The sequence below is a fragment of the Azospirillum sp. B21 genome, assembly GCF_008364825.1.
Classification (GTDB): Bacteria; Pseudomonadota; Alphaproteobacteria; order Azospirillales; family Azospirillaceae; genus Azospirillum.
Genome location: NZ_VTTO01000001.1, coordinates 191,802 through 204,453, shown reverse-complemented (window position 1 = coordinate 204,453; position 12,652 = coordinate 191,802). Strand labels below are relative to the sequence as shown.

The following is a 12,652-nucleotide window of genomic DNA, read 5'->3' as shown; positions in this document are numbered from 1 at the left end:
GGAACCCGCGCGATCGGACGGAGCTCCGACCATGAAAATAGGGAGACGGCCATCATGACGCAAACGACCCAGGATACGGCACCCGCCGAGGTGCGGGAGGTCGTTGCCCTCTTTTCCACCCGCGCCGGCTTCAACCAAGCGGTCGACGCGCTGCTGGCCGCCGGTTTCGACCGCGCCGACCTGTCGGTCCTGGCCAGCCATGCCTCGCTGGATGCGGCCGATCAGAAGGGCAAGCCGCGGGATGAGGCGCTGACCGGTCTGGTGGGTGAGCTGAAATACGCCTTTCCCCTGACCACCGCCGGCCTGATCGCCATCGTCGGCGGCCCGATCGAAGCGGCGCTGGCCGCCCTGGTCGCTGCGGGCGTGGGCGGGGCGGCGATCAAGGATTATCTGGACGAGCTGACCAGCCACCCCAAGCCCGACGAGTTCACCCGCGCCCTGGAGGCCGGCGGCGTCATCCTGTGGGTGCGCGTCGAGACGCCCGAGCAGGAACGGGAAGCCTCCGCCCTGCTGGACCGCGAGGGCGGCGGGAATGTCCATGTGTCGGTGCGGGAGGCGTGAAGCGGCCTTTCGGCCGTCAGGCCCGCCAATAGCCCCAGACGGATGCGGGCGGCAGGTTCCGCAGGGTGAAGCCCAGCCTGCGGCCCTGCAGACCCAGCGCCGCCCGGTCCAGGGGTGAGTGTGGCATGAAGCTGTAGAGCAGGAAGCGCCCGCCGGGACGCAGGATGCGGAAGGTTGCGTCCAGCACCTCGCGCTGGAAGGCGAGCGGAAAGGTGATCATCGGGATGCCGATCACCACCGTTCCCACCTTGCCGCACAGCGATTCGCCCAACAGGTCCGGCGCCTTGCGGCAATCGTCGGCGAAGACGGTGACGGCAGGGCAGCGCTTCCGCAGATGGCCGGCAAGGTCCCGGTCGATCTCGAAGCTGAACAGCCGGTCCGCCGGGATGCCGGAGTCGAGGATCGCGGCGGTGATGGGACCGGTGCCGCCGCCGAACTCCACCACCACCTCGTCCGCGTCGCAGCGGATCTCGCGGGTGATGCGGCGGCGCAGGGACCGGGAGGATGGGGCGATCGATCCCATCGCCCAGGGATCGGCCAGCCAGCGGCGGAAGAACAGCCAGGATTCGGAAAGCGGGGCGGGTGCCGTTTGGGTCATCGGAGCCTCCCTGTGTCGGGACGGCCCGTCGGCGACCGCCCTGCTACAGCGTTGCTGCCAGAAGTTGGTGACCTGCGTATGACAGGCTGCTCGCCACCAGCGTCAGAAACACCAGTGCGCCCACCGTCAGCCCCAACCCGACTCCGATGGCGCCGCCGTCGCGCTCGATCAGGCCCAGGGAGATCAGCACCAGCGCGAAGCCCGGCAGCCAGCCGGTCAGCGGCAGCGGGATGATGCAGGTCAGCGTCAGGATGAACAGCAGCAGCCCGAACCAGCGCTCCTGGTCGATGCGGGCGAGGCGATGGAGCCGCGGCTTCAGCATCCGTTCGATCCACACCAGCCGCGGCATGGCGGCATCCAGCGTGCGGGCGGCCAGACCGGTGCCGATGGAGCGGCGCAGAAGCCAGTCGGGCAACCCCGCCCCGCGCCGGCCGAAGGCGAGTTGGGCGGTGTAGAGCACGATGGGCAGGTCGAACAGGCAGGACACGCCCAGCGGCACCGGGGCGATGGTGGGCAGCGACAGGGCAAGCAGGATGGTACCGAGCGACCGGTCGCCCAGTGCCCGGATCAGGTCGCCCAAAGTGACCCGTCCCGGCGGCAAATTGGCGCGGAAGCGGGCCAGCACGTCGGAGGTGCGTTCCTCCTCCACCTCGGCGCAGGCCGCGGGCAGGGCGATGGCGCCGTCCGGCTGCGCGTCGCGTTCCAGCGCCTCGCTTTCGAACGTGCCGCTGTCGGCGTCGTCGATGTGCCGGCGGGCGTTCAAACGCCGGCCTCCGCCGCGGCACTCTCGTAGGCTTCGAGCGCCTCCAGCCAGCTTTCCTCGGCGGTCGCCAGCTTCTTCTCCACCGTGCCGAGATCGATCTGCAGCTTCGTCAGCTTGTCCGACGGGCCGGTGTAGAGGGTCGGATCGGCCATCTTCGCCTCGATCTTGCGCTTTTCCTCGCTCAGCTTGGTCACCAGGGCTTCCGCGTCGGTCGCCTTGCGCTTCAGCGGGGCGAGGGCGGTGCGCGCCTCGGCGGCGGCGCGGCGCTGGTCCTTCTTGTTCGGGCCGGCATCGCGGTCCAGGCCGCCCTTCGCGACCGCACGGTCCGCCTTGGCGCGGTCCAGCAGGTAGCGGCGGTAATCGTCCAGGTCGCCGTCATAGGCCTGCACCGTGCCGTCGGCGACCAGCAGAAGCCTGTCGACGGTCATCTCGATCAGGTGCGGGTCGTGGCTGATGATGATGACCGCGCCGGGGAAGTCGTTGATCGCCTCGATCAGGGCTTCGCGGCTGTCGATGTCCAGATGGTTGGTCGGTTCGTCCAGCATCAGGATGTGCGGGACTTCCCGGCTCATCAGCGCCAACAGGAGGCGTGCCTTCTCGCCGCCCGACAGGCTGGCGATCTTGGTCTCCGCCTTCGCCTGGGGGAAGCCGAAGCGGCCCAGATGGGCGCGGACCTTCTCCTCCAGCGCCAGCGGCATGATGCGCTGGGTCTGCTGGATCGGCGTCAGCGACAGGTCCAGCTCCTCGGCCTGATGCTGGGCGAAATAGCCGATGCGCAGCTTGGACGACCGCCGCATCTCGCCGGCCATCGGGGCCAAGCGGTTGGCCAGCAGCTTGACCAGAGTCGACTTGCCGTTGCCGTTGGCACCCAAGAGGCCGATGCGGTCCTCCATGTCGATGCGCAGGTTGACGCGGCGCAGGATCACCTTGTCGCCATAGCCGATGCTGACCCCCTCCAGCGCGATCAGCGGCGGCGCCAGCTCGTCGGGCGGCGGGAAGTTGAAGACGACCTCGGGATCGTCCTCCATCAGCGTGATCGACTCCATCCTCTCCAGCAGCTTCAGGCGGCTCTGCGCCTGTCGGGCCTTGCTGGCCTTGAAGCGGAAGCGGTCGACGTAGGACATCATGTGTTTGCGGCGCGCCTCCTGCTTGGCGGCCATGGAGGCGAGACGCTCCTGGTTGGCGCGGCGCTGGGCCAGGAACTGGTCGTAATTGCCGCTGTAGGTGACGAGCTTGCCCTGGTCGATGTGGATCGTCGTGGTGGGCACCGCGTTCAGCAACTCGCGGTCGTGGCTGACCAGCAGGATGGTGTGCGGGTAGTTCTTCAGATAGCCCTCGAGCCAGATGGTGGCTTCGAGGTCGAGGTGGTTGGTCGGCTCGTCGAGTAGCAGCAGGTCGGGGCGGGAGAACAGAACGCCGGCCAGCGCCACGCGCATCCGCCAGCCACCGGAGAAGTCGGAGCAGGGCCGTTGCTGCGCCTCGGCGTCGAAACCCAGGCCGGAGAGAACCTGTGCCGCGCGCGACGGGGCGGAATGCGCTTCGATGTCGGCGAGGCGCGCGTGGATCTCGCCGATGCGCATCGGGTCGGTCGCCGTTTCCGCTTCCGCGAGCAGGGCGGTGCGCTCGGTGTCGGCGGCCAGGACGGCATCGATCAGGGTCGTGGGGCCGCTGGGGGCCTCCTGCGCCACCATGCCCATCCGCATGCCGGCCGGCAGCGTGACCGCGCCGGCATCGGTCTGCAGCTGGCCCGAGATCAGCTTCAGCAGGGTTGATTTGCCGGTGCCGTTGCGGCCGACCAGCGCAACGCGGTGCCCCTTGGGCACGACCGCGGTCGCGTGGTCGAACAACACTCGGCCGCCGAAGCGGAAGGTCAGGTCATTGATGTGCAGCATAGCGGCGAGGATGTAGCACGGGGACCCGCGGAATTGAAGCGGGCCCCGCCGGTTGGCACGGCTTTGTCCTCAGCGTTCCATCGTCATCGCCGGCATGCGGGCCTGGACGCCGTCGCCCTGGACGGCCGCGATCAGCGGGCGCAGCTGGGCCAGCAGGGGGCGCAGTTCCGCCACCGCGGCCAGGGCGCCGACCAGTTCGCCGCGGCCGGACATCAGCTCCATCAGCTGGTCGGTGACGGACTTCGGCGGCGGGAAGGGGGTCAGCGTCACCGCGGCGTCCGGGGACAGGCCGGCGGCGGTGCGGGCAAGCGTCAAAGCCTGTTCCTGCCCGCCCAACTCGTCGACGAGGCCGAGCTCGCGCGCCTGCGCACCTGTCCACACCCGCCCCTTGGCGACGTTGCGCGCCTGGTCCGGCGACATCCGGCGGGCTTCCGCAACCCGCTGCAGGAAATTGGCGTAGGTGTCGTCGATGATGGCGTTCAGCCGCTCTGTCCCGCTGTCGTCGAAGGGGCGCACGGGCGACCACAGGCCGGCGTTGCGGGCGCCCTGCACGCGGTCCCAATGGACGCCCAGCTTGTCGGACAGGCCGGCGACACCGAACTTGCCGGCGACGACGCCGATCGAGCCGGTGACGGTGGCGGGCGATGCGACGATGCGGTCGGCCGCCAGCGCGATCCAATAGCCGCCCGATGCGGCGGCGTCGCCCATGCTGGCGATCACCGGCTTGCCGTTCTGGCGCGCCTTGACCAGCGCCCGCCGGATCGCCTCCGACGCCGAGACGGAACCGCCGCCGCTGTCGATGCGGAACAGGATGGCGCGCACTTCCGGATCGTCGGCCGCCTCCTCGATGGCTTCCACGATGGTCTCCGACCCGGCGGCGACCTCGCCCAGCGCCGGCTTTTCGCTCTTGCCGCCGGTGATGGTGCCGACGGCGTGGATCAGCGCGATGGTCGGGCCGCTGTCGTGGGGACCCCCGGCCACAGACAGGTAATCGAACGGCTCCACCAGCTCCGCCCCGGCACCGGCACGCTTCAGCGCCGCGTCACGCGCCTCGTCGGCATAGCCGAGCCGGTCGACGAGCTTCTGGTCCAGTGCCTCGCGGCTGAGCAACGGGGCATTGTCCATGGCGGTCCGCACCGCGGCGGGGGCGAGGCGCCTGCTGGTGGCGATGCCCTCGACCATCTGGTTGGTGAGGTCGGCGACCAGCGCCTCCATCATCTGGCGGTTGGCCGGGGTCATGCCGGACTTGGTGAATGTCTCGGCGAAGCTCTTGTATTCCTCGCGCTGGGCGAATTGCGGCTGCACGCCCAACTGGTCGAAGGCGTCACGGGCGAAGGGCAGTTCCGCCGACAGGCCGGTGATACCCAGCGTGCCCAGCGGCTGCAGCCACACCTCGTCGAAGGCGCTGGCCAGCAGGTAGGAGCGGTTGCCCGGCCCACCCCCGCCATACTCCTCCGCGAAGGCGACGGCGAAGCGGCCGGAGGCGCGGAAACGCTCGATGGCCGCCCGCAGTTCCTGGGTCTGGGCGAAACCGATGCTGTCGTCGCTGAAGCGGGCCAGCACGCCCTTCACCTTGGGATCGCGCCGGCCGCCGTCCAGCGCGTCGAGCACCTCGCGCAGGGTCGTCTTGTGTTCGAAGAAGCTGCCGATCCTGCCGCTTTCGCTCTCGGCCAACGGCTTGGTCAGGTCGAGTTCCAGCACCACCGCGTCTGGCAGGGCGGGTTCGTGGCGGACGGCCAGCACCACCACCGCCACCGCCCCGGCCACCAGCAGGAAGCCGATGACGGCGAACAGTCGCACGAAGAAGCGGACGATCCTCATGATTCCAACCCTGTGTGGCCTCGGTGGTGCCGGACGAACGACGCTGGAAACCCAGCGTTAACGGTCCTGGCTGTGGTACTCGCGGTTGGGGATCATGTCCACCGCGGTCGCGACACGGTTGGACATGTTGTAGAAGCCGACCGTATCGGCAATGTCGAAGATGTCCTCCGCGCTGAATCCGACGGCGCGCAGGGCCTCGCGGTCCGGCTCGCCCACCGCCATCGGCTCCTTCGTCAGCTTCCAGGCGAAGTCGAGCATGGCGCGCTGGCGCGGTTCCAGCGTGGCGACGCGATAATTCGCGACCAGCACCTCGCCCAACTCCGGGTCGCCCGACAGCTTGCGCACAGCCTGCCCGTGGGCTACGAGGCAGTAATAGCAATGGTTGGCCGAAGACACGACGACCGCGATCATCTCGCGCTCCAGCTTGCTGAGGCCGCTCTCGCCCAGCATCAGCTCGTTGTAGAGCATGGCGAAGTTGCGCAGCTTCTTTGGCCGCAGGCTGTAGGCCTGGAGCACGTTGGGAACGAAGCCCAGCTTTTCCACGCATTTGTCGAACAGCGCCTGCATGTCGGGGTCGAGGTCCGGCTTTTCCGGCAGGGGCAGGGCCATGACGTGATCGGGCTGCGGCATCGGGCGATTCCTCTCGTTGTTGGTTGGTGCGTCTGTTTGCCCGGCGGAGGGTAACCGCCGCCGCGCCTTCTGTCTCGTGCGGCCTGAATCCGGCGGGTTGTCCTGTGCGCTTGTCTCTCGCCAACGCTGCGTGGCTGTGCAAGAAGAAGGGGTACTGAATGCGGGGATATGGCCCGCTCTACCAAGCAGATGGCGCCAACCAGATGGCGATGACCCAGCCGAAGCTCGATCTTCTGTCCGTCCTTGTGGTGGAGGACAGCAGCTTCATCCGCGCGGTCCTGACCGCCACCCTGCGCACCATCGGCATCGGCCGGGTGGAAGGGGTGGCGAGCGGCGCCGACGCCATTCGCTGGCTTGAGGAACGGCGCGCCGCCCTGCCGCCGGGGACCGCCCCGGTCGACCTGATCCTGTCCGATCTGGTGATGCCCGAGGTCAACGGGCTGATGCTGCTGCGCTGGATCCGCTACAGCCCGAAAAGCCCCGACAAGTTCCTGCCGGTCCTGATGCTGTCGGGCGCGGCCGACCGCCAGTATGTGGAACAGGCCCGCGACCTTGGCGCCACCGACTTCATCGCCAAGCCCTTCTCCGCGCACATCATCGCCAGCCGGTTGCTGTTCGCCATAGCCCGGCCGCGCCGCTTCGTTCTGGCCAAGGGGTATTTCGGACCGGACCGCCGCCGCGCCGACAAGCCGGTCGCCATGGATTGCCGGACGACTGCGCCGTCGGACATCCTGGTGGTGCACAGTGCGTCGAAGGCGCGCGGGATCGACCGCTTCCCGGTCATCTATTTCGACCTGCCCAACCGGCTGGGCGCCAAGGTCGGCATCGCCCCGCGCGACCCGGTGCCCACCCTGCCGCCGGAAGTGCTGGCCGCCGCGGAGGAGGAAATCCTTAACCGGGCCGGCGATTATGCCGTCTGGATCGGGGCGGAGGTTGAGGAGATGGGCCGTCGCGTCGACCGTCTGCCGCGGGAACCGGATGCCGTGTCCGGCCTGCTGGCCCAGGTCAACCGCTCGGCCCACGAGATGCGCGGCCAGGGCGGCATCTTCGGCTATCCGCTGATCACCCACATCGCCAAGTCGCTCTACGAGGCCACCCGCGGCGGCCTGACCGCGGTGACCGCCAACGAGCACCTGCTGTTCAAGGCCCATGTGGACGCGATCAAGGCGGTGATGACCGGCCGCGTCAGTGGCGACGGCGGCGCGACCGGGCAGCAGCTTCTGGCGTCGCTGGAGGTGGCGAAGCGGAAATACGCCAAGGCGACGGAGGTGGGGCGGGGGTGAGATCGTCCGTCAGCGACGAGCCTTCACCATGGTCGCCCAACCCCGCCCATCCCCTCACGCCGTCCGGATCTGCCCGATGAAGTTCGTCACGTCGCTGCGCAGGCTGTCGGCGTTCTGCTTGAGGGCGTCGGCCATCGCCAGAACCTCCTTCGCCATGCTTCCGGCGCGGCCGGCCTCGGTGCTGACCAGGGCGGCGTTGTGGGAGACCTGGTCGGTGCCGTCTGCCGCCTGACGGACGTTGCGGCCGATTTCCGCGGTTGCGGCGTTCTGTTCCTCCACCGCGGCGGCGACGGCGGAGATGTTCTCCTCGATGCGGGTGACGATGGTGCCGATGCCGCCGATGGCCTGCACGGTCTGGCTGGTGGCGGACTGGATCTCGGCGACCTTCGCGGTGATGTCGTCCGTCGCCTTGGCCGTCTGGCTGGCGAGTTGCTTCACCTCGCTCGCCACGACGGCGAAGCCCTTGCCGGCCTCGCCGGCCCGTGCCGCCTCGATGGTGGCATTGAGGGCGAGAAGATTGGTCTGGCTGGCGATGTCGGTGATCATCCGCACGATCTCGCCCACCTGCTGCGCGGCGTCGCTGAGATCGGCGATCACGCCGGCGGTGTGGCGCACGTCGGTGACCGCGCGTTCCGCCATATCGGTGGAACCCGCCATCTGGCGCCCGATCTCGGCGATGGAGGCGGTCAGCTCCTCCGTCGCGGCGGCCACGGCTTGGACGTTGCTGGACGCCCCTTCGGACGCGCGGGCGACCGACAGCACGTGATCTTCGGTGTCGGAGGCGATGCGGCTCATCTGCTCGGCGTTTCCGCGGAGGCCGCTGGCCGCGCCGGCCAGCCGTTCGGCCACCGATTCGATGTGGCGGTCGAACTCCTCCACCAGCCGTTCCAGCCGCTCCGCCTCGCGCAGGCGCTCGTCCTGTTGCCGCTGCTGTTCCGCGGCGAGCCGGTCGGCCTCGGCGAGGCTGAGACGGAACTGGTCCAGGCGGCGGGCCATGGCGCCCAACTCGTCGGCGCGTTCGGCCCCGGCGATGGTCAGCTCGCGCTCGCCCGCCTCCATTCGCGCCATGTCCGAGTTCAGGCGGGCGATCGGACGGGTGATGTTGCGGGCGACCAGAATGGCGATCAGCGTCATCGCCACCAGCAGCACGGCCACCCCGATGATGACGCCGGTGAGGCGGGCCATCGAGTCCCGCACGTCCCGGTTGGCAAGGACGATCAGGTTGTCGGCCACCCGCGTTTCAACGGTGCGCAGCATGTCGATGGTAACGGTGATGGTGTCGAACCACTTGCCGGCATCCACCCCCTGGTTTCCGGCGCCATAGGCGGAGGCGACGCCGATGCGGCGCATCCGTTCCACCTCTTCAACGACGCCGCCGGTGAAGGTGCGGTCGAAGAAGGCGGCTTCTTCCGCCGTCAGCTTGGCCTTCAGGCCGGACATCAACGCCTTGTATTCGCCGTTCAGTTCGATGAAGCGTTCATGCGCGTCGGCCGGGAACCGGTCCTTGCGGAAGGCGGCGCCGCCGACCGCCCGCTGCTGGCCCAAGCGTTCCTTCGCCTCCGACAGGGAGACCATGGCGTCGGCGGCGCGCAGCTGGTCGCCGTCGTTGGACATGCTGCGGGCTTGGCTGGCGGCGTCCAGCAGCTTGCGGATCATGACGGTGTAGCTCGCCACGGTCTCCAAGGGTGACTGGGTCATGGCGTTCACGCCGCTGCGCAGGCCAGTCAGCTGCGACAATGCGTCGCGGGCGGTGTTCATCGCCGCAGCCACATGGGGATCGCGGATGCGCACGGCGGCGAATTGCGGCATCAGGTTCGCCAGCTTGCCGTCCGATGCGGTCCGCACCGTCTCCATCCGCCGGCGGTCCTCGTCCAGCTTTCCGCTGAGGAACACCGACGACGACCCGCGCTCCTTCTGCAGTTCGTGCACGAGGCTGGTCATGCCGACCGACAGGCGGGTGACGGACGCCAGATCGTCGGCGCGTCGGCTCGCCTGCAACTGGTCCCACACCAGCAGCGACGATGTCACGACCACGCCCGCCATCGGAATGGACAGGGCGAGCGCCAGCTTCCGCATGACGCGCATATTGCCGAGGAGGCCGTCGGCGGCCTTCAAAAGCGAAACCATCTCACATCTCCAGCAGACGGGACCGTCTGGTCGCGTTTGGGCGCTTCTGCGACGCACCCGACCTTAGTAATATGAAGGCTAATGAGTTAAGGCACAGTTAGGTTTAACCACGACATAGTTGAGGGAATTGATTGGTCGCTCTTCCGTGCCGCCTTTCCGGCGCTTGCGCGGCGGCTTGCGGCGAAAGCACCGTCCCTGCCGCGCATCCCGCGAAATTTGCCTCGCTTCCGTCGCGTCAGGGCGGTAGAACGTCAGTCCCGGTCCGCAGGTCTCTTGGGTTCGTGGCGTGACCGGAGCGGTCTTCCGGAGCGTCCATGTCGAACAACGAATTCCATCGCATCAAGCGCCTGCCGCCCTACGTCTTCGCCGAAGTGAACGCGATGAAGGCGCGAGCTAGGGCCAACGGCGCCGACATCATCGACCTCGGCATGGGCAATCCCGACCAGGCGACCCCGCAGCACATCGTCGACAAGCTGGTCGAGGCCGTGCGCGATCCGAAGACGCACCGCTACTCGAACTCCCGCGGCATCCCCGGCCTGCGCAAGGCCCATGCCGCATATTACAAGCGCCGCTTCAACGTCGACATCGACCCCGAGACCGAGTGCATCGTCACCATCGGCTCGAAGGAAGGGTTGGCGAACCTCGCCCAGGCGATCACCAGCCCGGGCGACATCATCCTGGTGCCGAACCCCAGCTATCCGATCCATCCCTTCGGCTTCATCCTGGCCGGCGCCTCGGTGCGCCACCTGCCGGTGGGCATGGAGAATGGGGCGTCGACCGACATCGACAGCTTCATGATCATGCTGGAGCGCGCCGTGCGCCACAGCGTGCCGAAGCCGCTGGCGCTGGTGCTGAACTACCCGTCGAATCCGACGGCCGAGGTGGTCGGGCTGGACTTCTACCGCCCGATCGTGGAGTTCTGCCGCAAGCACGGCATCTACATCCTGTCCGATCTGGCCTATGCCGAGATCTTCTTCGACAACGACCCGCCGCCGTCGATCCTGGAGATCCCGGAAGCGCGCGAGATCGCGGTCGAGTTCACCTCGATGTCGAAGACCTATTCGATGGCCGGCTGGCGCATCGGCTTTGCGACCGGCAACAAGACGCTGATCACCGCGCTGGCCCGCATCAAGTCGTATCTCGACTACGGTGCCTTCACGCCGATCCAGGTCGCCGCCGCCGCCGCGCTGAACGGTCCGCAGGACTGCGTGCAGCAGGTCCGCGACATGTACAAGCAGCGCCGCGACGTGATGATCGAGGGGCTGGCCGCCGCCGGCTGGGAGGTTCCCAGCCCGAAGGCGTCGATGTTCGCCTGGGCGCCGATCCCGCCGCAGTTCGCCCATCTGGGCTCGCTGGAATTCTCCAAGCTGCTGCTGCAGCAGGCGGAGGTCGCGGTGGCGCCCGGCATCGGTTTCGGCGAATACGGCGACGGCCATGTCCGTCTGGCGATGGTGGAGAACGTCCACCGCATCCGTCAGGCGACCCGCAACATCAAGGAGTTCTTCCGTTCCAACGCCGGCGGCGTTGCGGCGAGCAAGGACCCGGCGGCCCGCGCCGCCCTTTTGGAATCCGAGAAAGCGAAAGCCTGATGCCGAACGCCCAGCAAGCCCCCCTGAAAATCGCCGTCGCCGGCCTTGGTACGGTCGGCGCCGGTGTCCTGAAGCTGCTGGACACGCAAGGTTCGCTGATCGAACAGCGCTGCGGCCGCCGGATCGAGGTGGTCGCGGTCAGCGCGCGGTCCAAGGGCAAGGACCGCGGCGTCGACCTGTCGCGCGTCCAGTGGTTCGACGATCCCGTCGCCATGGCCGCCCAGGCCGGTGCCGATCTGGTGGTGGAGTTGATCGGCGGGTCGGAAGGCCCGGCGCGCGACACCGTCGCCACCGCGCTGGAGACCGGCAAGCATGTGGTCACCGCGAACAAGGCTCTGCTGGCGGTCCATGGCACCGAGATCGCGCAGAAGGCCGAATCGCGCGGCCTGACCGTCGCCTTCGAGGCGGCGGTGGCCGGCGGTATCCCGATCATCAAGGGACTGCGCGAGGGTCTGGCCGCCAATGCCGTGTCGGAAATCCACGGCATCCTGAACGGCACCTGCAACTACATCCTGACGGAGATGCGGACCACCGGCCGCGACTTCGCCGACGTGCTGGCCGATGCCCAGGCCCTGGGTTATGCCGAGGCCGATCCCAGCTTCGACATCGACGGTGTCGATGCCGCCCACAAGCTGGCGATCCTCGCCTCCGTCGCCTTCGGCACGCCGGTCGATTTCTCCTCCGTCTACATCGAAGGCATCCGGCAGGTCTCGGCGGTCGATTTCGACTATGCCGACCAGTTGGGCTTCCGCATCAAGCTGCTGGGCATCGCACGTCGCACCGATGCGGGCGTCGAGCAGCGCGTCCATCCCTGCATGGTGCCGAAGACCGCGCCGATCGCGTCGGTCGACGGCGTGTTCAACGCCGTGGTTGCCCAGGCGGATTTCGCCGACCGCGTTCTGTTCGTCGGCCGCGGGGCCGGTGCCGGGCCGACCGCGTCGGCGGTGGTCGCCGACCTGATCGACATCGCCCGCGGGCGGTCTACGCCCACTTTCGGCGTTCCGGCCGATCGGCTGGGCGCGGCAACCCCCTCGCCGATGGAAGCCCGCCGCGGGTCGTACTACGTCCGCCTGATGGTGGTGGACCGCCCCGGTGTGATAGCGGATATCGCAGCGGCGATGCGTGACCAGAACGTCTCCATGGAGCAGTTCCTGCAGCGCGGCCGCTCGCCGGGCGAAGGCGTTCCGGTGGTCCTCACCACCCATGACACCGACGAGGCGGCCATGCAGCGCGCGCTTGCGACCATCGCGGCCAGCGACAACGTGCTGGAGCCGCCGCGGATGATCCGGATCGAGCAGTTCTAAGCCCTTCCCAAACAGGACAGTCCTGACCTGCCCCGTTTCCCAGAATAACCGAACACAGCCTTATACGACCGAAGAGTCGGGGGG

General features: G+C 68.3%; 10 protein-coding genes. 4 read left to right on the top strand and 6 right to left on the bottom strand.

Features of this window, described 5'->3' with window-relative positions:
- Positions 1–54 precede the first annotated feature (54 nt).
- Positions 55–561: a hypothetical protein gene (locus FZ983_RS00955; RefSeq protein WP_149221775.1), complete on the top strand. Its 507-nt coding sequence runs from the start codon at positions 55–57 to the stop codon at positions 559–561.
- Positions 562–577: 16 nt separating this feature from the next.
- On the opposite strand, the gene FZ983_RS00950 is transcribed toward FZ983_RS00955, so the two are convergent.
- The 5 genes from FZ983_RS00950 to FZ983_RS00930 form a co-directional block, all read right to left on the bottom strand.
- On the bottom strand, positions 578–1,159 hold the full coding sequence (locus FZ983_RS00950; protein WP_149221774.1) for a phospholipid methyltransferase: 582 nt from the start codon (positions 1,157–1,159) through the stop codon (positions 578–580).
- 43 nt (positions 1,160–1,202) lie between these two features.
- Positions 1,203–1,922 (bottom strand): exopolysaccharide biosynthesis protein, encoded by a 720-nt coding sequence (locus FZ983_RS00945; RefSeq protein WP_149221773.1) that lies wholly within the window; start codon positions 1,920–1,922, stop codon positions 1,203–1,205.
- Complete coding sequence (gene abc-f, locus FZ983_RS00940; protein ID WP_149221772.1) at positions 1,919–3,814, bottom strand: ribosomal protection-like ABC-F family protein; 1,896 nt, start codon at positions 3,812–3,814, stop codon at positions 1,919–1,921. Before abc-f ends, FZ983_RS00945 begins: the two co-directional genes overlap by 4 nt.
- Positions 3,815–3,883: 69 nt before the next feature.
- Positions 3,884–5,635 carry a signal peptide peptidase SppA gene (gene sppA, locus FZ983_RS00935; RefSeq protein ID WP_149221771.1) on the bottom strand — a complete coding sequence of 584 codons (1,752 nt, stop codon included), beginning with the start codon at positions 5,633–5,635 and terminating at the stop codon, positions 3,884–3,886.
- 57 nt (positions 5,636–5,692) lie between these two features.
- Positions 5,693–6,265, bottom strand: a complete 573-nt coding sequence (locus FZ983_RS00930) for a peroxidase-related enzyme (RefSeq protein WP_149221770.1) — start codon at positions 6,263–6,265, stop codon at positions 5,693–5,695.
- 158 nt (positions 6,266–6,423) lie between these two features.
- On the opposite strand from FZ983_RS00930, the gene FZ983_RS00925 reads away from it, so the two are divergent.
- Positions 6,424–7,548: a response regulator gene (locus FZ983_RS00925; RefSeq protein ID WP_247883514.1), complete on the top strand. Its 1,125-nt coding sequence runs from the start codon at positions 6,424–6,426 to the stop codon at positions 7,546–7,548.
- 54 nt (positions 7,549–7,602) lie between these two features.
- Here the strand turns inward: FZ983_RS00925 and FZ983_RS00920 are convergent, their stop codons facing one another.
- Positions 7,603–9,675 carry a nitrate- and nitrite sensing domain-containing protein gene (locus FZ983_RS00920; RefSeq protein WP_149221769.1) on the bottom strand — a complete coding sequence of 691 codons (2,073 nt, stop codon included), beginning with the start codon at positions 9,673–9,675 and terminating at the stop codon, positions 7,603–7,605.
- Between the two features lie 314 nt (positions 9,676–9,989).
- Between FZ983_RS00920 and FZ983_RS00915 the strand changes: the two genes are divergently transcribed.
- Positions 9,990–11,264 (top strand): LL-diaminopimelate aminotransferase, encoded by a 1,275-nt coding sequence (locus FZ983_RS00915; RefSeq protein WP_149221768.1) that lies wholly within the window; start codon positions 9,990–9,992, stop codon positions 11,262–11,264.
- The gene (locus tag FZ983_RS00910; RefSeq protein WP_149221767.1) at positions 11,264–12,568 is read left to right on the top strand and encodes a homoserine dehydrogenase; all 1,305 of its coding nucleotides are present in this window, start codon (positions 11,264–11,266) and stop codon (positions 12,566–12,568) included. The genes FZ983_RS00915 and FZ983_RS00910 overlap by 1 nt, the downstream gene beginning before the upstream one ends.
- Positions 12,569–12,652: the final 84 nt, after the last annotated feature.

Excerpts from the sequence above, each read along its gene's own strand:
- FZ983_RS00955 (WP_149221775.1), top strand. The coding sequence starts at position 55 with ATGACGCAAACGACCCAGGATACGGCACCCGCCGAGGTGCGGGAGGTC.
- FZ983_RS00950 (WP_149221774.1), bottom strand. The coding sequence starts at position 1,159 with ATGACCCAAACGGCACCCGCCCCGCTTTCCGAATCCTGGCTGTTCTTC.
- abc-f (WP_149221772.1), bottom strand. The coding sequence starts at position 3,814 with ATGCTGCACATCAATGACCTGACCTTCCGCTTCGGCGGCCGAGTGTTG.
- sppA (WP_149221771.1), bottom strand. The coding sequence starts at position 5,635 with ATGAGGATCGTCCGCTTCTTCGTGCGACTGTTCGCCGTCATCGGCTTC.
- FZ983_RS00930 (WP_149221770.1), bottom strand. The coding sequence starts at position 6,265 with ATGCCGCAGCCCGATCACGTCATGGCCCTGCCCCTGCCGGAAAAGCCG.
- FZ983_RS00925 (WP_247883514.1), top strand. The coding sequence starts at position 6,424 with ATGCGGGGATATGGCCCGCTCTACCAAGCAGATGGCGCCAACCAGATG.
- FZ983_RS00920 (WP_149221769.1), bottom strand. The coding sequence starts at position 9,675 with ATGGTTTCGCTTTTGAAGGCCGCCGACGGCCTCCTCGGCAATATGCGC.
- FZ983_RS00915 (WP_149221768.1), top strand. The coding sequence starts at position 9,990 with ATGTCGAACAACGAATTCCATCGCATCAAGCGCCTGCCGCCCTACGTC.
- FZ983_RS00910 (WP_149221767.1), top strand. The coding sequence starts at position 11,264 with ATGCCGAACGCCCAGCAAGCCCCCCTGAAAATCGCCGTCGCCGGCCTT.